At 31.8% G+C, this 19,195-nt stretch carries 23 protein-coding genes; all 23 read left to right on the top strand.

From position 1 onward, the window contains the following. The first annotated feature begins 73 nt into the window (after nt 1-73). The 23 genes from ABXT45_RS06580 to priA all read left to right on the top strand — a co-directional run bounded on the left by ABXT45_RS06580 (nt 74) and on the right by priA (nt 19,140). Entirely contained in the window at nt 74-556 is a 483-nt protein-coding gene (locus ABXT45_RS06580) for a hypothetical protein (protein WP_415313300.1), read from the top strand. A gap of 32 nt (nt 557-588) precedes the next feature. Then, entirely contained in the window at nt 589-2,142 is a 1,554-nt protein-coding gene (gene pilM / locus ABXT45_RS06575) for a pilus assembly protein PilM (RefSeq protein WP_415313298.1), read from the top strand. Then, nucleotides 2,142-2,822, top strand: a complete 681-nt coding sequence (locus ABXT45_RS06570) for a pilus assembly protein PilO (RefSeq protein WP_415313297.1) — start codon at nt 2,142-2,144, stop codon at nt 2,820-2,822. Before pilM ends, ABXT45_RS06570 begins: the two co-directional genes overlap by 1 nt. A 49-nt stretch (nt 2,823-2,871) precedes the next feature. Beyond that, entirely contained in the window at nt 2,872-3,228 is a 357-nt protein-coding gene (locus ABXT45_RS06565; RefSeq protein ID WP_415313296.1) for a hypothetical protein, read from the top strand. 3 nt (nt 3,229-3,231) lie between these two features. Further along, nucleotides 3,232-4,782 carry a type IV pilus secretin PilQ gene (pilQ, locus tag ABXT45_RS06560; protein WP_415313295.1) on the top strand — a complete coding sequence of 517 codons (1,551 nt, stop codon included), beginning with the start codon at nt 3,232-3,234 and terminating at the stop codon, nt 4,780-4,782. A 1-nt stretch (nt 4,783) separates the two neighbouring features. Beyond that, nucleotides 4,784-6,484, top strand: coding sequence for a GspE/PulE family protein (locus tag ABXT45_RS06555; RefSeq protein ID WP_415313293.1), 1,701 nt, complete (start codon nt 4,784-4,786; stop codon nt 6,482-6,484). Then, nucleotides 6,484-7,716 (top strand): type II secretion system F family protein, encoded by a 1,233-nt coding sequence (locus tag ABXT45_RS06550; RefSeq protein ID WP_415313292.1) that lies wholly within the window; start codon nt 6,484-6,486, stop codon nt 7,714-7,716. The genes ABXT45_RS06555 and ABXT45_RS06550 overlap by 1 nt, the downstream gene beginning before the upstream one ends. Before the next feature lie 78 nt (nt 7,717-7,794). Continuing rightward, the gene (locus tag ABXT45_RS06545; RefSeq protein ID WP_415313290.1) at nt 7,795-8,253 is read left to right on the top strand and encodes a pilin; all 459 of its coding nucleotides are present in this window, start codon (nt 7,795-7,797) and stop codon (nt 8,251-8,253) included. A gap of 17 nt (nt 8,254-8,270) precedes the next feature. Continuing rightward, nucleotides 8,271-8,657 (top strand): type IV pilin protein, encoded by a 387-nt coding sequence (locus tag ABXT45_RS06540; RefSeq protein ID WP_415313288.1) that lies wholly within the window; start codon nt 8,271-8,273, stop codon nt 8,655-8,657. Nucleotides 8,658-8,659: 2 nt separating this feature from the next. After that, a complete protein-coding gene (locus ABXT45_RS06535) occupies nt 8,660-8,833 on the top strand; it encodes a hypothetical protein (RefSeq protein WP_415286295.1) in 174 nt (57 codons plus the stop codon). Beyond that, nucleotides 8,830-9,318 (top strand): type IV pilin protein, encoded by a 489-nt coding sequence (locus tag ABXT45_RS06530; protein WP_415313287.1) that lies wholly within the window; start codon nt 8,830-8,832, stop codon nt 9,316-9,318. Before ABXT45_RS06535 ends, ABXT45_RS06530 begins: the two co-directional genes overlap by 4 nt. Nucleotides 9,319-9,321: 3 nt before the next feature. Then, nucleotides 9,322-9,840, top strand: a complete 519-nt coding sequence (locus ABXT45_RS06525) for a type II secretion system protein (protein ID WP_415313286.1) — start codon at nt 9,322-9,324, stop codon at nt 9,838-9,840. Next, nucleotides 9,841-10,368 carry a type IV pilin protein gene (locus ABXT45_RS06520; protein WP_415313284.1) on the top strand — a complete coding sequence of 176 codons (528 nt, stop codon included), beginning with the start codon at nt 9,841-9,843 and terminating at the stop codon, nt 10,366-10,368. It abuts the gene before it with no gap. Then, nucleotides 10,361-10,876, top strand: coding sequence for a type IV pilin protein (locus tag ABXT45_RS06515; protein ID WP_415313283.1), 516 nt, complete (start codon nt 10,361-10,363; stop codon nt 10,874-10,876). Before ABXT45_RS06520 ends, ABXT45_RS06515 begins: the two co-directional genes overlap by 8 nt. Next, nucleotides 10,877-11,314: a type IV pilin protein gene (locus ABXT45_RS06510; RefSeq protein WP_415313281.1), complete on the top strand. Its 438-nt coding sequence runs from the start codon at nt 10,877-10,879 to the stop codon at nt 11,312-11,314. 7 nt (nt 11,315-11,321) lie between these two features. Further along, entirely contained in the window at nt 11,322-11,846 is a 525-nt protein-coding gene (locus ABXT45_RS06505; RefSeq protein WP_415313279.1) for a type IV pilin protein, read from the top strand. After that, on the top strand, nt 11,837-12,340 hold the full coding sequence (locus ABXT45_RS06500) for a type IV pilin protein (RefSeq protein WP_415313278.1): 504 nt from the start codon (nt 11,837-11,839) through the stop codon (nt 12,338-12,340). Before ABXT45_RS06505 ends, ABXT45_RS06500 begins: the two co-directional genes overlap by 10 nt. Next, on the top strand, nt 12,333-12,860 hold the full coding sequence (locus ABXT45_RS06495) for a type IV pilin protein (protein WP_415313277.1): 528 nt from the start codon (nt 12,333-12,335) through the stop codon (nt 12,858-12,860). The genes ABXT45_RS06500 and ABXT45_RS06495 overlap by 8 nt, the downstream gene beginning before the upstream one ends. Further along, nucleotides 12,857-13,363: a type IV pilin protein gene (locus tag ABXT45_RS06490; protein ID WP_415313275.1), complete on the top strand. Its 507-nt coding sequence runs from the start codon at nt 12,857-12,859 to the stop codon at nt 13,361-13,363. The genes ABXT45_RS06495 and ABXT45_RS06490 overlap by 4 nt, the downstream gene beginning before the upstream one ends. Before the next feature lie 615 nt (nt 13,364-13,978). Further along, a complete protein-coding gene (locus ABXT45_RS06485) occupies nt 13,979-14,977 on the top strand; it encodes a phytanoyl-CoA dioxygenase family protein (protein WP_415313274.1) in 999 nt (332 codons plus the stop codon). Continuing rightward, on the top strand, nt 14,974-15,894 hold the full coding sequence (locus ABXT45_RS06480) for a class I SAM-dependent methyltransferase (RefSeq protein WP_415313272.1): 921 nt from the start codon (nt 14,974-14,976) through the stop codon (nt 15,892-15,894). Before ABXT45_RS06485 ends, ABXT45_RS06480 begins: the two co-directional genes overlap by 4 nt. Beyond that, a complete protein-coding gene (egtD, locus tag ABXT45_RS06475; protein ID WP_415313270.1) occupies nt 15,891-16,814 on the top strand; it encodes an L-histidine N(alpha)-methyltransferase in 924 nt (307 codons plus the stop codon). Before ABXT45_RS06480 ends, egtD begins: the two co-directional genes overlap by 4 nt. Before the next feature lie 370 nt (nt 16,815-17,184). Further along, a complete protein-coding gene (priA, locus tag ABXT45_RS06470; RefSeq protein ID WP_415313268.1) occupies nt 17,185-19,140 on the top strand; it encodes a primosomal protein N' in 1,956 nt (651 codons plus the stop codon). The last annotated feature ends 55 nt before the right edge of the window (nt 19,141-19,195 follow it).

Genomic DNA, 19,195 nt, shown 5'->3' with positions numbered 1-19,195 from the left:
CGGTAGTTTTAGAAGGGGTGTTTTGTGTTAGAGTTTTCATTAATTGAGTGAAAATTTGTAAAAATTATACTTCATGGAAACAATTCATAAAAAAAATGGAAAATTACACATTTATGTGCGCCAAGATAAATATAAAGGCGAATTAAAGTCACATAATTATGTAGGTAGAACATTTATTAATGGAAAACAAAAAGTAAGCTCATCTGGAACAGCTAATTTAGAAGAAGCAATTCCTATTTTAGAGAAATGGTTCGATGATTTACAATTAGAAGTTAAAGTTGAAGAAAATAATAACGAACAGACTGTGGATCAACCAAAAAATACTTCAGAAATTAATTTAGAGCAACCACAAGAAGCAATAGCAACTGAAAAAGAGATTATTGAAGAAAAACCTAAAGAAGGTTTGAGATTAAGTATGTTAGATAAGTTAAAAAATATAAAATTCTCTAATTCAAAAGTTGAAACGCCAGGACCTGGCAGTACTTCTCAAAAAAAAAAGAGAATAAACTTAAAGCAGTTTTTAAAAACTTCTTTCAATCAAAAGTTAAAAAATTAAGTATCGAAGGAGAAGAGATAGCAGGCCTAGATATGACAAGAGAGGCTGTAAGAGTTGCACAAGTTTCTCAAGATAAAGAAGAAAAGTGGATATTAGATAAGTTTTCTTATCGATCATTAGATCAAGAGAAAATAAGTGATAATTTTTTAGAACATAAAGATTATTTGTCTGAAGAAATCGAATTAGCCATGGCCAATGCAAAAATTACTACAAAAAATGTTGCATTATCCATTCCAGTTACGAGTGCGATTATTAGAGTGGTTACTAGCCCGTTGATGACAGATGATGAGTTACAAAAAGCAATCGAAACAGATTCACTATGGGATAATTTAGTGCAACTAACTGATAATTTAAATGATTATTCAATTTTTCATCAAATTATAAATAGAAATTCTAAAAACAATACGATGGAAATTTTATTTGTTGCTTCAAAGTTGGCAGATGTAAATGCTTATTCAGCCATTGCAAAAAAAGCCGGTCTCAACCCCGTTATTATGGACGTACGTTGTTTTACATTGAAAAATGCACATGACAATACAAAATATAAATCAATTACAGACAAAGGAAATTCTGCAATATTAGAACTGGGGATAGATGAAAATTATATTATGATTATTCATAATAATATTCCTGTAATTACAGATATTTTTTTAAGACCGCAAGAAAAGCAGCATCTAGCAGAAGTAAAAAGTGAACAAGTTCCAACGGAAGCTGATGCGGTTATTAGAAGATATGCAATGCAAGTTAAGCAAGCAATTACTGATTATGAAGGTAAATATGAAAATAAAATTACATCTATTCAGGTAGTTTCTAGTTTAAAAAATATTTCATTTATATTACCCGCATTTAAGAAAAATCTACCAACCACAGGGTTCATAAATTTTGATCCTCTACAAAATGTTGGAATACCCTCTTATAATAAAGAAAAAATTAATAATGACAACAAATCACCCTTAGCTTCAGTGCTTGGTTTGGCTTATCGAAAATTGGATGTATTTGGTTATTACAAATTTGTAACTGCAGTTAAAAATATAAACTTACTACCAAACAGAGATGCAGTTCGTCAGCAGAATAAATTAAAGTTTTTATCTGGTTTTGCATTTAAGGGTGCCATAGGGGTAATAGCTAGTATTTATTTAATATTAACAGTTTTCTCTTTTTTTCAAATTAGTAACAATAAAGAAAAATTATTAGAATTTGATCAAGTACAAATTGAATTCGATAAAATAAATAAGGACTTTTCTATCCTAGCTAAAAAAAGAAGAGAAATGCAAAAAGCATTAGACCTAGGAAAGTTAGTGAATTCAAATCAAGCAAGATCTTATAGATCCCTAGCACAAATAACTAGGAGTGTTCCTCAAAGAGTACAATTTACAAAGATGACTTTTGATGGCCATGATAGTTTGATTATAGAAGGGGTGGCTTTTTCTGATCAAGATATTTTAAATTTTATTTCAAATTTAAATGCAAAATCATTAATTGAACAAGCCTCATTAGCTGCAATGAAAAATCAAACCGTGGATCAAGCATCAGGTAATAATAATAAAAAGGGATTTACAATTAATTGTAAATTGAAATTGATATAATGGATTTAGCAAGTTTAAAAGATTTAGATTTAAACGATATATTTGCAAAACTTAAAAGTGGTGGTTTGAGTGATAAAAAAACTCTAATCAAATTTGGAGCTGGCTTTTGCGCTATACTCGTTTTTTTGATAGGTTATTATGTTTTTGTGTCACCAATAGTAAAACAACAAGAAGAGCAGATTAATTTGATGAACGAAAATAGAATAAAGATTGAAGAGTTTAAAAATAATATTGGCACTTTAACAACTGGTGTCAAAAAATTAGAACCTGACTATGAAAAAAATAGTAAACTTTTTCACAGTAAAAAAGAAGTTGAAGATCTTTATCAGAACATAAGTAAATTTGCATTAATCAATGGTTTATCAATAACTAATCTTAAAAAAGGTGAACCAAAAGCCGTTGCTGGAGCCGCACAAGATCAAAGCACAGAGCAAACAACTGAGAGCACAACTACAACAGAAAATCAAGAAGGACAAAACGTGATGTATTATACAATTCCTGTTGAGTATGAAATACAGGGAAATTTTTTAAGTTACCTTAAATTTAGGAGAGCTTTATCAAAATCTCAAAAAGTTATTAATTTTGATAAGGAAGAAATTTCAACAATAGCTGAAATTCAAGGACAAATTTTATCAAAAGGTACAATTTCAATTGTGGGGTTACCAAATGAATATCAGTAATAAAAGGTTATTAATTCTTTTAATGACAATTATGCTTTGTCAATTTCAAATGTTAAATTTAAAGGCAGATGATCACTCTTCTTTAGATGATGAGGAGTTGCCTGCAATTGATCCTTTTTCAGGAGGAGTTTCTACAAATCAAGCAGGTGAAACAGATACTCAAGTAAGCTCAAATAATGGGCTTTTAAATAATATGAGATTAGTGGGTACAATTACTGCTGAAAACAAACAAATAGCAGTTTTTTCAGCTGCTGATGGGGGAGCGTATAAATATGAAGAAGATCAAGCCATTACAGATACTACGACGATAAGAAATATTTATTCTGATTTTGTAATTGTTCAAGATGGAGGAAATAATTTTTTTGAAGTTTATATGAATAATATAATTAAACCGAGTGATGGATAATAAATGAATAAATATTTTAAAATTTTAATAGCACTATCATTTATCGTTCTATTGCAATCTTGTGCTACAACAAAAAATCCAGTGTCTGTTCATGGTGACAAACCTTTAATCGATACAGCCAAGATTATTGTTGAAGGTCGTGAGGACATGGACAAGAAAATTATTGATGGTCCTAAACCTTATGACACAAGCATACCAAGAGAAGATAAACGTAAAACGATAACAACTGAAAATGTTAAAAACTATGTCTATATTTCAGATGAATATCCTCACCTTAAACAAATGGTTAATATTAATTTTCAAGGGCTAGATTTTAAATATGTGATGTCATTAATGGCAGATATAGCAGATATAAATATTTTAGTAGGGGATGAAGTAAGTGGCACAGTAAATGCTAAAATTTATAATGTTGGTTGGGATGTTGCATTTCAAACTTTGTTAGATATGAAAACTTTAGTAGCTGATGTTGATGTTACTAATGGAATTATAAGAGTTCATACTCCCGAAAAATTAACTGCACAAGAAACAGCAAAATCTGCAAGAGCAGAAGTATTAAAGAAAAAAATTCAATTGGAAGAATCAGTTGAGCCGATCTTAGCTGAAATATTTAGATTATATTATATTAGCCCTACTCAAGCAAAAACCACGTTGGAGGCTTTATTTGCAACACAAGGTGCGGAGGGTGTTAGCACTATGTCCAATCTATCAATTACAGTAGAAGATACTACTAGATCAATAATTGTTAGAGGTCACGAACCAGATCTTGATACTATTGATGCAGTTATTAGAGAGATAGATGTAAAAACTAAACAAGTTTTAATTGAAGCATTTATAATTGATGCAACATCAACTTTTGCAAAAGCATTGGGAGCAAGAGTAGGTGCAATGAGTGTAAGTGAAAGAGGCAGCAAAGGTACCACTACAATTTCAGGTATTACCAGCGGTGGAAACGCTGCAACAACCTCTGCAGGTATAACTTTAGGAGCTGCAGCAGGAACTATTTCAAATCAAGGTATTTCGGGGACAAGTGGAATTGGAATACTTAAACAAATTGGGGCAAGAGCATTAAAAATTGAGATTGAAGCTTTAGAGTCGTTAGGTTTAAGTAAAACGCTTTCTCAACCAAGTGTATTTACCTTAAATAATCAGGAAGCAACTATCACTCAAGGAACACAGATTGCTTACCAAACAACAGCAGACGGAACAACTACCACTGCATTTAAAGAAGCCGCATTATCATTAACAGTTACACCAAGTATTATTGGGGATGGAAATGTCTTATTGGATATAAAGGTTAATAACGACTCTCCAGTAGAGGTTGCAGGGTCAGATGAACCAGGAATTAAAACCAATTCAATTGTCACAAAACTTTTAGTAAGTGATGGAGATATTGTGGTAATTGGTGGCATTAAAAAGAACACAACTAGCAATGTGAATAGTAAAACACCAGGGGTTAGCAAAGTACCTGTAATTGGCAATCTATTTAAAAGTAAAAATAATAGTGATGAGTTAGTAGAATTACTAATCTTTATTGCTCCACGGGTAATTGATTAAGATGAGTAAAATCAAATTAGATTCCACAAGTGAACAAAATATTTTAAACATGTTAATGGAGGGTGCAATTATTTCCTCTGAGCAAATATCCAAAATTAATTCAACAAGTGAAGAAATAGGGAAATCAAAATTAGAAACTGCTTTTGAATTAAATTTTGCAGACGAAGTTAAAATATTAAAACTTTTATCATCAAGTTACTCTTTGCCAATTGTAGATTTAAAAAAAACTGTAATAGATCCTAAGATCAAAAAAATTATTGATGCAAGATACATTCAAGATAATTTACTGGTACCTTTTGAAATGGGGAATGGCATTTTAAAAATAGCTATAGCAGACGCATCAAAATTAGGTTTAATGAAAAATTTAAAAACAATGACACAAATGGAACCAGAATTATATGCAGCATCCATAAGTGATATTAGTAATTTTGTTGAAAGATTAAATAAAAATAATGCACAAAAAATATCTGATAAAAATGTAAAAGTAGAAAAACTTGAAAAAAATATAGATGAAATTATTGAAGTTGGGACAGAAGTAATAGTTTTTGGAAATAAGTTAATCACGGAAGCCATCAACTTAGGTGCAAGTGATATTCATATTGAGTCTTTTAGAGATAGTTCTCAAACAAGATTTAGAGTGGATGGTATTTTAAAAGTAATGGATAAGTATTCAAAGTTTTTACATGAAAATTATGATGCAATTATTGCCAGAGTTAAAATAATTAGTAAGCTTGATATAGCAGAACGAAGAGTTCCCCAAGATGGTGCTTCGACATTTAAATCTGATACTAAAGAGATTGATTTAAGGGTCTCGATTTTACCGACAAAAAATAAAGAACGTGTTGTAATGCGGATTTTAAATAAAGATGCGGGAGATAAAGCTTTAAGCGATCTTGGTTTTGAAGAAAAAGATTTAAAAAAACTTATTAAAGCCGTAAGTTCACCTCAGGGAATGGTATTAGTTACTGGACCAACAGGTAGTGGTAAAACAACAACTTTATACAGTGTCTTAAAACATATTAATAAACCAGGTATGAATATTTTAACGGCAGAAGATCCTGTTGAATATGAAATGGAGGGGATTGGTCAAGTACAAATAAAAGAAACCATTGGCTATACTTTTGAAGAAGCCTTAAGGTCTTTTTTACGACAAGACCCAGAGGTAATTTTAGTTGGAGAGATTAGAGATAAAGCAACTGTAGATATTGCTTTAAAGGCTGCTTTAACTGGCCACTTAGTATTTAGCACCCTTCACACAAACGATGCTTCAAGCTCAATTACTCGTCTACAAAATATGGGAACACCAAATTATTTAATATCTGCAGCTTTAACCTTGATTATGGCTCAACGTTTAGCGAGAAAAACATGTGTCGAATGTCGAATAATTGATGAAAACATTACCCCTAAATTATTAAATTCTATTGGTTTTTTACCAGAACAATCAGCACGAGCTAAAACTTACAAAGGTGGAGGCTGTGATGAATGTGGTGGTTCTGGTTACAAGGGAAGAATGGGAATTTATGAAATTTTGGAAATTGATCATGAGTTAAAATCAGGAATTTTATCTGATCTTCAACAAAGTGAATTAAATGCTATTGCAAAAAAAAATGGGTTTAGAACCATGCAAGATATGGGGCAAGACATGTTGTTAAGTGGTGACCTTTCTTTTGCAGAATACGAAAGAGTTCTACAATCTAACTAATGTTAAATTTTGAATATAAAGGAATATCCCTTGGCAAATATGTTGAGGGTGAAATTGAAGCTTTAAATAATGCAGAAGCAGCACATAAACTTAAAGAACAAAAAGTTATCATTACAAGATTAAAAGAAGCTAAAAAAAAGAAAGTTGTTACTAAAAAAGAAAAAACTTCTATTACTTTTGGAACAGGCATTAAACCACAAGAAATTTTAATTTTCTGTAAACAGTTTGCGACCATGCTTAGAGCGGGGTTACCAGTATTGAATACTTTAGAGATGTTAGAAGGCCAAACATCAAGACCACCAATGAAAAAAGTTATTGCAACTATTAAAAAAGATTTAGAGTCAGGTAATGCACTTTCAAAATGTTTTGAAAAACATACAAAAATTTTTGATACAGTGGTTGTTAACTTAATTAAAGCTGGGGAGGCTAGTGGTAAGCTTGACACTTTTTTACAAAAAATAGTAATTAATTTAGAGAAAAGAGAAAAAATTAAATCACAAATTAAAAGTGCTTTATTTTATCCGGGTGTTTTATTTTCAGTTGCAATATTAGTTACAGTTTTTATGTTAATGAATGTAGTACCAACTTTTGTAAATATGTATGAAGGTATGGGTATGGCAGATGATTTACCGACACCAACAGCTGTAATTATGGCGATGAGTGAATTTGTTCGTTCTTCTGGTGGATTTTTTCTTCTTGTCTTTATAATCTCCTTTGTAGTTGGTTTTAAATTTTTAATTAAAAAAAATTATGAAGTAAGAAAAAATTGGCATCGTGTTACGTTAAAACTTCCTATTTTTGGAAACTTAATCCAAAAATCAATTTTAGCAAAAGTATCTTTAGTTTTAGGAAACCTCAATCAAGCAGGCGTAGATTTAATCGAAAGTATAGATATTGCAAAATCAGTAACTGATAATGTAATTGTTGTAGAAGCTTTAGATAATATTAAAAAAGGAGTTTTCTCAGGTGAAAGTTTAACTGATTTATTTAACAAAGAAAAAATATTCCCTCCAACTTTTAGTCAACTAATCTCAGTTGGTGAACAAACAGGTAGCTTGGATGAAATGTTTAACTCTATTGCCATATACTACGAAGAAGAGTTTGATGTTGCAGTTGCAAACCTTGCAAGCTTAATTGAGCCCATAATGATCGTATTCATGGGGATTACTATTGGTGGCCTAATGTTAGCTATGTATGCGCCAATTTTCAACGTGGGTGCCATTATTGGTTAAATTACTACCAAAATTCGGTAATTTTTTTAATTTTTATACAAGTTATACTTTTTAAGATTTTAACAGTAGGGAGAAATTATGAAAAAATTAAATAAAGGTTTTACACTAATTGAATTATTAGTTGTTGTTGCGATCATAGGAATTTTGGCAGCAGTAGGTGTTGTTGCTTATAATGGTTACACAGGAGCTGCAAAAGTTTCTGCAACAAAAACAATTCACGCACAAACAGTTAAATATATTTCAGCTGAATTACAAAAATGTAGTTTAGGAGAAACATCTATTATGAATGCTACAAGAAGCTGCACAAATATATCTGGATCAAACACAGCTACAGCAGCAGCAGCAGCTCTAAAAGATAAAAATCCATATGTTGGAGCAAGCGATGCTCATAGAACTTCAGGAAATAATACTGCCGATACAGATGCTGGTTATATTACAATCACTGCAAGTGGTAAGGTTATGACAATTAAATCTTGTCACAAAACACCATGTAGTACGGCTGCAAATAAACAGTCAAGCACGGTAACACTAGACTAAATAAAATATATTTTAAAATGAGGCATCATAGCCAAGGGTTTACTTTAATAGAACTCTTGGTTGTGGTTGCTATTATTGGAATTCTTTCAGCGGTAGGAGTTGTTTCTTATAGTGGATACAAAGCATCTGCTGAAAAAAAACAAGCAGAAATTACCTTAAACTCAATCTACTTAGCTGAACAAGAATATAACTCCAATAATGGTGAGTATTATTACAATGCTTCGACACCAAATATAGTTACCAACTTATTTGATGGTATAGATGATTTATCAGAACAATCGTACACTTTTAAAACTACAAACGCCAACACCTTAACAATTACAGCAACTAAAAAGACTAATACAAGTTGCACCATATCAATTACACAAACAAATAAAAAACCAAACATCAGTAACAGTTGCTAGCTATGCCTAAATTATTTAAATTTATTTATTACAACATTGCTTTTGGGGTAGCACTGTGGGTAATTTTATTTCTTTATAAAATTAATATTTGGTTAGCAGTTGTTGGCTCAATTATTGTTATGTATCTTTTTATTAAAATTACATCAAAAGTTTTAATATTTATTAATAATCTATGAAAAAAAATGGTTTTACATTAATCGAATTATTAGTCGTCGTAGCTATTATTGGTATCCTTGCTGCGGTAGGCGTGGTTGCTTATAACGGATATACGGGAGCAGCTAAAGTTTCAGCAGCAAAGACTAATTATAAAAATGTGGTCAAACACATGAGGGCAGAATTAACAAAATGTAATGCTGGTCTTGCAGATACCATGTTTAAAGCTAGTCCACAGACATGTCCTATCACACATGCAAATAATTGGGCTACTGGCATGAATAGCTCATGCAGAGGATCAACTGGAATTTATTATAATATGAAAAATCCTTACAAAACTTCAGACCGCGCTTGTAGATTGAACATAAGTTATACGGGTGATGCTGATGTTGGTTACATTAATTGGAGCACTAAAAGTGCTACAGATGTAAGACTTAGCTCGTGTTGGAAAACACCTTGTAATACAACTAGTAACCGTGAAGAAATAATAATCAACGTAACAGATTAAGCTTTGAATAGAAAAGCATTCACCTTAATAGAACTCCTAGTCGTAGTAGCCATCATCGGTATTTTAGCAGCTGTTGGTGTTGTTGCTTATAATGGGTATACGGGGGCTGCAAAAAAAGCTGTTACTAAAGCTAATCATAAAATAATTTTAAATACTATGGTAAGTCAAATTCAAATGTGTGAAGTTGACTCATCATTAGGACTTCTAGATAATAAACTCAATTGCTCAGACATCTTTACGTTAACAAATAATTATGGAAAAGTAACAAGTACCATGAGCTCATATTTTGGCTCCATAATCGAAAATGCATATAGTTCAAGTATACCAGCAACTCATGGAGGACGATATCAAGGAACATGTGTTTCAAGTGGATCTCAGCCAAAAGGATGGGGTGGGCTTAACGAACAGGGTGTCCATCATGTTGCAATGGGCTGGGTAAACAACGTGATTACATTGTATGTTGATAGTTGTGTTGAGGAGTCTGGGAGTGCTTTAAGTTCAACATATAAATTAACACTATAAATGATAAAAAATAAAGCCTTCACCCTAATAGAACTTTTAGTCGTTGTAGCCATCATAGGTATCCTCGCTGCAGTAGGAGTGGTTGCTTATAATGGGTATACATCAAGCGCAAGGGTTGCAGTTGCAAAATCTAATCATGCAGCGATTAAGAAGGAAATTTATCTTGTGATCCAAAAATGCGATATTTATGGAAGTGTAACAATGATGAAAGTCTATGGTTCTAAAACTGAAAGTGTAGTTACTTGTTATCAACCTGATCAACGAACATTCATAGCAAGATATCTTATTAATCATATGGAGAATAATGGTAGATATACAAATCCATATCCTCCACATCCTGATAACCCTACTGCCTGGAGTGCACAAAGATTTAATGGTTGTAAAGTGGCATCGTGGGGAGGACAATATGTTGGTATAACTCATATTGATTCACCAAATTCCTGGGATCATATAACCTTATGTATTTGTTTCGAGGAGCCGTGTAGTAATTCTGATAATAGATTGGAGGAAGAGATTAAATATGAATAACAAAGCCTTCACCCTAATAGAACTCTTAGTCGTAGTAGCCATCATCGGTATTCTAGCAGCCGTTGGTGTAGTTGCTTATAATGGGTATACGAGTGCTGCTAAAAGAGCTGCTGTAGAAGCTAATCAAAAAATGGTTATTAAATATATAATGGCTGAAAATACAAAATGTGAAATAGGTGAAGTAAAAGTTATGGACGGAAATTTAGATTGCAGCAACAGAACTACAAAAACAATACTCACTGCTGTGCAAGCTTATTTTAAAGATAAATTAAAAAATCCAATTGACTCTTCCAAACCAGGAATTTGTGTTAGCACTGATCCGTGTGGAAATACTTATAATTATGGCAATAATAACTCTGAAGGTGTTTTAAACCTTCATTTGATTGATGCTACAGGTACAATTAGATTTGGTAGTTGCGTCAAAGCAAAATGTAATGGACCATATGGATGGAGTGGTGGTAAAAATGGTTATATTGAAACTGACCCTCCAATAGATTTTTTATACTAAATGAACCGCAAAGCCTTCACCCTAATAGAACTCCTAGTAGTAGTAGCCATCATCGGTATCCTCGCTGCAGTAGGAGTGGTTGCTTATAATGGGTATACAAATTCAGCAAAAGTTAATGCTGTTAAAACAATACATGCTCAAACTGTAAAATATATATCCTCTGAAATTATGAAGTGTGATTTAGGTGAAGGAACATTTGCTGGAGGTCAACCTTGTCCTGTATCAGGTAAAAAAGCTATACAAGGAGCACGACTGGTCCTTAATAAGCAATTTAAAAATCCTTTTGATCCTTATAGTGCATCTATTAATACCAGTGCAGGTTACAACTTTGGATATATTGATTTAAGTGCAAACACATGGTCAATTACGATAAGATCTTGTCATAAAGAAGGTTGTGCATCTGCTTATACGCAAGAAACGATAATACTTTTGAAATAAAAATTATATGAACCGCAAAGCCTTCACCCTAATAGAACTTTTAGTCGTAGTAGCTATCATCGGTATCCTTGCTGCTGTAGGAGTGGTTGCTTATAACGGGTATACCTCAAGTGCGAAGAAAGCTGTTTCAAAATCTAATCACAATACTGTAGTTAAAAAACTGAATCTATTAATACAACAATGCGATATTAGCTCAAATGGAAAAGTTAAATTGATGTTGAAACAAGGTGATAAAACTAAATATGAAAAAGGATGTTGGTATGATGTCAATACATATCTTTTTTTCAGAGAATATTTCACAAACGATTTAAACAATTCTATTGAATGGAAAAATAATCACACAAAAGAACCTTGGGGCCAAAATTATGTTGCAACATCTGGTGATAGCTGGGCTTGTACTCAAGAAAAATATATAGGATACGCATTTGTTCACTACACAACATCAACAAAAAAAATTGATGTCTGTACTTGCGTAGATAGCCCTTGTAGCAATAGTACGAACGTTCTATCCTATCAAACCCAATGGCAATGAAAGTAAACCAAAGAGCCTTTACCTTAATAGAACTCCTAGTCGTTGTAGCTATTATAGGAATATTAGCGGCTGTAGGTGTTGTTGCTTACAATGGGTATACTAAAAGTGCGAAAAAAAACGCAGCTAAATCGGTTCATGCAACAGTAGTAAAATATGTTTCAGCTGAGTTAACTAAATGTAATTTTGAGCAAAAAATATTAGAGGGTACTTTTGATTGCACAAATAGAACTTTGCCAAGCACAAGTGGTGGAGCTATATCTCATTCATTGGGTAAACTCTGGGGACAAGGAACCTCGAGCCCAAAATTTAAACATCCTAATGGAACTCATTCTGCTTACTCAGGTAGAACACCTGGTTATTACAATAGAGTAACATGTAATACAATGTGGGAGTATAATACTTTAATGGAAAACACAGCAACAGAGATAACAGTTTATACGTGTCCATCTGATGTTGCATCAGAAAAAATTACTACAAAAATTCCAATTGAATAATATTAGAATTAACCATAAAGCTTTCACCCTAATAGAACTCCTAGTCGTTGTAGCCATCATCGGTATCCTTGCTGCTGTAGGAGTGGTTGCTTATAATGGGTATACGAGTGCTGCTAAAAAAAATGCTGCTAAAACTCAACACAAAACAATAGTTAAATTTATTCAGTCAGAGATTATGAAATGTTCAATTGATCAACCAATAATTCTTAAAAAAATATCTTCAGGCAACATCATAGATCAATCAAATTTATGTCCAAAAGTGTTAAGTATAACATCTGGAAATAATAGTTATGACGTTGTTTCAGCTTTTGATTATCATTTTAAAGCAATAGGGTACAAAAATGTTTATAATCAACAATGGTTTGCAACAGGTGTTTGTTCAGTAAGTGGTACAACAGTTTATAATAATCACGGTGATGGTGGAGGAACTTGTATTACTAGACAACTAAATGATGAGATAATTGTAGGAACTAATATAGCACCTTATGACTCAATGATTACAAAATTTAAAGTGGAATGAACCGTAAAGCCTTTACTCTTATAGAACTCCTAGTCGTTGTAGCTATCATTGGTATATTAGCTGCAGTAGGAGTGGTTGCTTATAACGGGTATACGGGTGCTGCTAAAGTTTCTTCATCAAAAACTAATCATAATAATGTTGTAAAAAAAGTAGCTTTAACAATTCAAGACTGCAACATAAGTGGAAGTGTCAGCATGATGTCCAAAATTAGAAATACAACAAAGTACAATATTGCTTGTTACGGTAGTCAGGTAACATTTTTTACTGATTACTTAATTAATGATATGGATAATAATGGAAGATGGAAGAATCCATATAAGGCAAGTGGTAATAGAGTTCAGCAAGGTGGCTGGTGTGCTAATGCAGCAAGTGGGGATTCTAATGCAGGATTTGTTTGGATTAATTCAAGAGCAGGCTGGGATAATGTTACAGTTTGTACTTGCATTAAAACACCATGTAACAGTAGTGATAACAGATTAGAAAATACAATTTATTTAGATTAATATGAACCGTAAAGCCTTCACCCTAATAGAATAGACTTGAACAATAAGTAAAGTTAAAATAATGTTAAAAATGTATTGGGATTGTTAACTGAATAGTGAATTAGTTTTATAATTTAGGTTCTATTCTTGGTACTGAAAGTAAAAAGTAAACAGTGCGTTTAGAAGTTGTGTTTATCAATAGAAGTAGAGCGGTTCAAAAAAGAACAATACACTCTTAATCCCATATTATCCTATAATATTTTTAAATTATCTTTTAGTACCAACGATAATAATCAATTATTAGAAAACTATTTAAATTTTTGTAATCGTTGGTATTGCACATTTATTAAAAAATTATTTTTTTAATTCTTGTTCTTTTCTTGTTCGGCGACTGTATTGTTGTTTTACATTACATCTAGCAGTTAGACTTGTGGTTCAGGATTGACTATATCTCTAGTACATGTAGACAAACTTCTTAAAATAGTTTTATTAATAATAATATGAATTATGCCGTAAACCAAAATATTGATGATCCCAAAAATAAGACAGTTTTGATTTATAATCATGCATAAAACGAATACTTTATGTCAAAACGCACTCTTACTAATAAAAAATAAAACTACTACAATAGTTTAAATGACAAACTCTAATGACAATTTAAATTCTAAAATATCTGATGCTGCTGATATCAGTAAACCATGGGATAAGGGCAATCAGGCCTGGTGGGACTGGTATGTTAGTCTTGCAGATAATGATGTTAAAGGAGATGAAATCATTAATGCTGATCCCTTACCAGATATTGCAATACCCAGTGATGATGAAGTTATCTCAGAATTAGCTGAGCCCTATCATTTAACCAATGATCAAATTTATTTTTTTAAAAAAAATGGTTTCATAAAACTTAAGAAGGTTTTCTCACCTGGGGCTGTGCTAAAACTTCGAGCTGAGTTAATTAATCTATTAAAAAAGGAGTTTAAGGTTGATCCAGATAAAGGAGCACATGACCGTTTCCTTAGTCTTGAAATGATTTGGCCTGACAACGCTCTCCTTCGTGCTTACGTATTATCACCGCGTCTAGGGCAAATTTCAGCAGATCTTCTTGAAGTACCAGCTGTTAGACTTTACCATGACAATGTACTAGCTAAACAAGCTGGTTGTGGTCGTACCCCATGGCATTTCGACGATCATCATTTTCCGCTAGATACTAATGACGTAGTTACCGCTTGGGCACCAGCACAGCCAATCCCTCTTGAGATGGGGCCACTCTCTTTTGCCTATCCACTCGATGTCCACGAATTAGTTAACGCTGTTACGTTTGAAAAGACTGGTACTGGATATGACCGTGGGGTCTCAGATGTTTTTTTAAAAAATAATGTAAGTGTGAATGAAACTCCATTTGAACTGGGCGAAGTTAGCTTTCATCATAATTTAAATTTTCATACTGCTTCACGTAACCGTACTAATCGTAGCCGAGTGGCTCTAGCCAATACTTATTATCGAGATGGAGCGAGAGTAGTTAATGCACCTACGATGGTCTCTGGTGACTGGCAGAAATTTATGCCTAATGTCAAACCAGGAGACGTAGCTGCTAGTCCACTAAATCCAATTTGTTGGCCAGTTAAAAATAAATCATGAAAGATATAACTAATCAGAAGGGGCTAAATTCGATCTGGACTGACAGTCTTGCTCGTAATCTACATCCCGACGGTAATGCTTTAGTTAATCATTTAAGAACTGTCCATCAAGAACATACTGGATTTACTGAAGCATGCGCAAGTTCTTGTCGTGATGAAGCTGGACGTAATAGTTATGAATGGCTAGCTGAACTTGTACCTGATAATGAAAGTTTTCGTGTATTAGATCTTGCTTGTGGGTCAGGGCCACTATTAAAAATCTTATTTGATCGTAATAGAAATTTAAATTTAAAAGGTATAGATATGTGTCCTGAAGAATTAGCATTAGCTAAGACACGTCTTATAAATACTGGAGTTAATCTCATTGAATCAAAAGCACAAAATTTGACAGCAATCAATGATAACTCTATCGATATAGTGTTATGTCATTGGGCTTTAACATTAATGGACCCTATAACTCCTGTGTTAGATGAAATCAGACGAGTTTTAACTTCTGAGGGTCGGTTTGCAGCATTAGTTGATGGACCAATGAATGTAGCACCTGGCTACAAAGAGGTACACGATTTAATTTATAGTTATGTGCAAGAAGTAATACCTAGTTATGGAGAGATTGATTTAGGCGATCCAAGGATACGAGGATCTGAAAGTCTAAGTAATCTTGTAAATAAGTCTTTTCCTGAGGCAAATGTAACTATCGAAACAAAAGTTGTATCTATGGAGGGACCAGTTACTCAAGTAGCTGAAATTGCAGCAGGATTTTTTTATGCTGCATTTGTCTTAAAACCAGAGAAAAGAAAATTAATGATTACAAGTTTATCTAACCTACTCGCAATATCCAAAGAAAGCACTGATGCTGAAAGACAAGGACGATTTTCAATGCCAATTAGTCGTCTTTTAGTTGTGCCTGATATAAAATGAAATTATTTTTACAAGAAGTAAGCCTTGGTTTAAGTAAGAAAAACAAGAAGCTAAGTTCTAAATGGTTTTATGACTTTCATGGATCAAAACTTTTTGAACAAATTACTAAGTTGGAAGAATATTACCCAACACGAACTGAAAGAAAAATTTTAAAAGATAATAAAATTGAAATTGCTAATAAAATAGGTAAAAATGTAGTTTTAATTGAACCAGGCGCTGGAGACACCAAAAAAATAGCTATTTTTCTCAGCAGTTTAGATAAGCCAAAAAAATATATACCCCTAGATATTTCTGAAGATTATATAACCAAAATATCCCAAGGTTTTAAAAAGAAATTTCCAAAAATAGCTATTACTCCAAAAGGATATGACTTTTCGGGAAATAATAAACTACCTTTTAAAATCAATTCATCAGAAAATATAGTTATTTTTTTCCCAGGATCAACTATTGGTAATTTTGAAAAAAAGGATGCTATTAAATTTCTAAAAAAGCTTAAATCAAAATTTAAAGCAAAAAAAATTATCATTGGCGCTGACTTAGTTAAAGATATTCCAACTCTAATTTCTGCTTATAATGATAAAAAAGGCATAACTGCAAAATTCAACAAAAATATTTTACAAAGAATAAACACTGAATTGGGTGGAGATATAAACTTAAATTCCTATAAACATTTAGCGATTTATAATAAATCAAAAAAAAGAATTGAGATGAGATTAAAATCTAAAAAAAATAACAATATTAGAATCAATGGTTCAAAATATTTAATTAAAAAAAATGAGGAGATTCACACCGAGAATTCTCACAAATACACGATTAAATCCTTCAAAAACTTAGCTAATGAAGCTGGATGGAAAATTAATAAAACCTGGGTTGATGACAAAAAACTTTTTAGTGTTCATTGTCTAGATCTAGCTCTATAGGTCTAGTTATTACCTTCCTTAATCTAAAAATAGGGCATAGGCCTCTTTTTAATTATTATGTTAATGTAAGATAAATCGTTGTTAAGGGGAAATTAAAAAAAGGATGGTGGTGCACTAAGTGCAGAGAAAAAAAATTAGCTAAATTATACTAGCTTATTTAATAGCACTTGTACTAAAAGAAAAGTTAAACTAAAGTTGCAAATGTATCTGAATTACAAATTAAATTTTTAAATTAAGTTTGGTTTAATGATTTATTCATGGTGCAGAAAAAAAAAGCTAGCAGTGTATTTGAAAGTTATGTTTATCAATAGAAGTAGAGCGGTTCAAAAAAGAACAATACACTCTTAAATTATTTTCATATTATAATGATATGAAAGTACCGATTCTTATACCAAATATTTTTAATCATCCATTTACCTACAATTCAGATTTAAATTTAAAGGTTGGAGACTATGTAGTGGTACCCTTTGGAAAGTCACAAGCTACTGGAGTTGTATGGGATGATTTTGAAAAAAAAACAAACAAAAATTTTGCAATTAAAAAAGTTTTAAGAAAATTAGATGTTCCATCGCTAAAGAAAAATACAATTAAATTCTTAAATTGGTTTTCTGAATACAATATGACCCCTAAAGGTATGGCATTAAAATTGTTATTATTAAGTAGTGGTGCCATAGAAAAACTACCAATTGAAGCTTATGAGCCATTCAAAATTGATATCAAAGAAAATGAAATAAAACTTTCTAAAGAGCAAAAAGATTCATTAAAAAAAATGAATGTATTAAATCAAAAATTTAGAGTTCATGTTTTACAAGGCACTACGGGGTCTGGTAAAACGATGGTTTATTTTGAGGCTTTAAAAGAGATAATTAACAGGGGTTTTCAAGGGTTAATTCTACTGCCAGAAATTGGATTAACAGGACAATTTCAAAATAAATTTATAGAATTTTTTGGATTCAAGCCAGCTGTGTGGCACTCAGGTATTACAAAAAAAAATAAAGAAATTATTTGGAGCGGAATAGCAAATGATAAAATTAAAGTTGTAATTGGTGCTCGGTCCTCATTGTTTTTACCTTTTAAAAAACTAGGATTAATCATTGTTGATGAAGAACATGATCAATCTTATAAGCAAGATGAGGGAGTAACTTATAATGCGAGAGATATGGCAATTTCTAGAGCATCCTTTGAAAATATTCCAATCAATTTAATAACAGCCGTCCCCTCTATTGAAACTTATGACAATATTAAAAAAGGCAAATATAGTTTATCAAAACTGGATCAAAGATATTTAAATGCATCTTTACCAAAATATGAAATAATTAATCTTAATAATTCAAAAATAGAATCTCAATCTTGGATATCAAAAGAAACAATTGAGAAAGTAAAATTTCATCTTGAAAAAAAAGATCAAGTATTATTTTTTTTAAATAGAAGAGGATTTTCACCCCATGTATTATGTAAAAAATGTTTTACTAGTTATTCATGTCCAAATTGCTCAATAAATTTGGTTTATCATAAAAACAAACAAAATTTATTATGTCACTACTGTGGATACAAAGCTTTACTAAATAGGGACTGCTCAAAAGAAGGAAAATGTGATTTTATTTTTAGTGGGCCTGGAGTTGAAAGGATATCTGAAGAAGTAAAAAAAATTTTCCCCAACAAGGAAACAACTATATTTTCTAGCGATACAATGAATAAAAAAAGTTCAGCAGATGTTTTAGAAAAAATTATAGATAATAAAATTCCAATTTTAATTGGAACTCAATTAATTTCTAAAGGATTCCACTTTCCAAGTTTAAATTGTATTGTTGTTGTGGATATTGATTTATCATCACAAGGTCATGACTTACGGGGCGCAGAAAAGAATTTACAATTATATCATCAACTTTCAGGTAGAGCAGGAAGAACAGGAAAGCCAGCAACTGTTTATTTTCAAACTTATAATTTAGATACCAAAATGATAACAGACATTACAAATAAAGATCCTGATATTTTTTTAGATAAAGAACTTGAAATTAGAAGAGAAAATAATCTTCCACCGTTTCAGAGATTTATTGCTTTAATAATTACTGGCAGCAATGAAAGAGAACTTGAAAAAGAGGCTTATAAGTTTAAAATTTTTATAGAAAGTGCTGTCGAAGGTAGAGTTCTTGGCCCTGTGAATGCACCTATATTTAGATTAAAAAGAAAGTTCAGAGTAAGACTTTTGATCAGAGGTAGAAAATCTCTAAAAGTACAGAATTCACTAGCCAAAATCATTAAAAAATTCAAATTTCCTACTGGAATGAAACTAACAGTTGATGTTGATCCAATAAACTTCAATTAACAGTCAAAAAATAACACTTTTAGACAATGTGTGACTTGAAGAGAATAGGGTCATA

The sequence above is a fragment of the Candidatus Pelagibacter sp. Uisw_106 genome (genome assembly GCF_047724975.1).
In the GTDB taxonomy this organism is placed as follows: domain Bacteria; phylum Pseudomonadota; class Alphaproteobacteria; order Pelagibacterales; family Pelagibacteraceae; genus Pelagibacter.
Note: the sequence above shows the minus strand (reverse complement) of the source record. Positions and strands in the feature narration are given on the sequence as shown.

Coding starts and splice junctions, on each gene's coding strand:
- ABXT45_RS06565 (WP_415313296.1), top strand. CDS start 2,872: ATGTTAAATTTAAAGGCAGATGATCACTCTTCTTTAGATGATGAGGAG.
- ABXT45_RS06550 (WP_415313292.1), top strand. CDS start 6,484: ATGTTAAATTTTGAATATAAAGGAATATCCCTTGGCAAATATGTTGAG.
- pilQ (WP_415313295.1), top strand. CDS start 3,232: ATGAATAAATATTTTAAAATTTTAATAGCACTATCATTTATCGTTCTA.
- ABXT45_RS06530 (WP_415313287.1), top strand. CDS start 8,830: ATGAAAAAAAATGGTTTTACATTAATCGAATTATTAGTCGTCGTAGCT.
- ABXT45_RS06535 (WP_415286295.1), top strand. CDS start 8,660: ATGCCTAAATTATTTAAATTTATTTATTACAACATTGCTTTTGGGGTA.
- ABXT45_RS06540 (WP_415313288.1), top strand. CDS start 8,271: ATGAGGCATCATAGCCAAGGGTTTACTTTAATAGAACTCTTGGTTGTG.
- pilM (WP_415313298.1), top strand. CDS start 589: ATGACAAGAGAGGCTGTAAGAGTTGCACAAGTTTCTCAAGATAAAGAA.
- egtD (WP_415313270.1), top strand. CDS start 15,891: ATGAAATTATTTTTACAAGAAGTAAGCCTTGGTTTAAGTAAGAAAAAC.
- ABXT45_RS06485 (WP_415313274.1), top strand. CDS start 13,979: ATGACAAACTCTAATGACAATTTAAATTCTAAAATATCTGATGCTGCT.
- ABXT45_RS06510 (WP_415313281.1), top strand. CDS start 10,877: ATGAACCGCAAAGCCTTCACCCTAATAGAACTCCTAGTAGTAGTAGCC.
- ABXT45_RS06520 (WP_415313284.1), top strand. CDS start 9,841: ATGATAAAAAATAAAGCCTTCACCCTAATAGAACTTTTAGTCGTTGTA.
- ABXT45_RS06570 (WP_415313297.1), top strand. CDS start 2,142: ATGGATTTAGCAAGTTTAAAAGATTTAGATTTAAACGATATATTTGCA.
- ABXT45_RS06545 (WP_415313290.1), top strand. CDS start 7,795: ATGAAAAAATTAAATAAAGGTTTTACACTAATTGAATTATTAGTTGTT.
- ABXT45_RS06490 (WP_415313275.1), top strand. CDS start 12,857: ATGAACCGTAAAGCCTTTACTCTTATAGAACTCCTAGTCGTTGTAGCT.
- ABXT45_RS06480 (WP_415313272.1), top strand. CDS start 14,974: ATGAAAGATATAACTAATCAGAAGGGGCTAAATTCGATCTGGACTGAC.
- ABXT45_RS06555 (WP_415313293.1), top strand. CDS start 4,784: ATGAGTAAAATCAAATTAGATTCCACAAGTGAACAAAATATTTTAAAC.
- ABXT45_RS06580 (WP_415313300.1), top strand. CDS start 74: ATGGAAACAATTCATAAAAAAAATGGAAAATTACACATTTATGTGCGC.
- ABXT45_RS06515 (WP_415313283.1), top strand. CDS start 10,361: ATGAATAACAAAGCCTTCACCCTAATAGAACTCTTAGTCGTAGTAGCC.
- priA (WP_415313268.1), top strand. CDS start 17,185: ATGAAAGTACCGATTCTTATACCAAATATTTTTAATCATCCATTTACC.
- ABXT45_RS06505 (WP_415313279.1), top strand. CDS start 11,322: ATGAACCGCAAAGCCTTCACCCTAATAGAACTTTTAGTCGTAGTAGCT.
- ABXT45_RS06500 (WP_415313278.1), top strand. CDS start 11,837: ATGGCAATGAAAGTAAACCAAAGAGCCTTTACCTTAATAGAACTCCTA.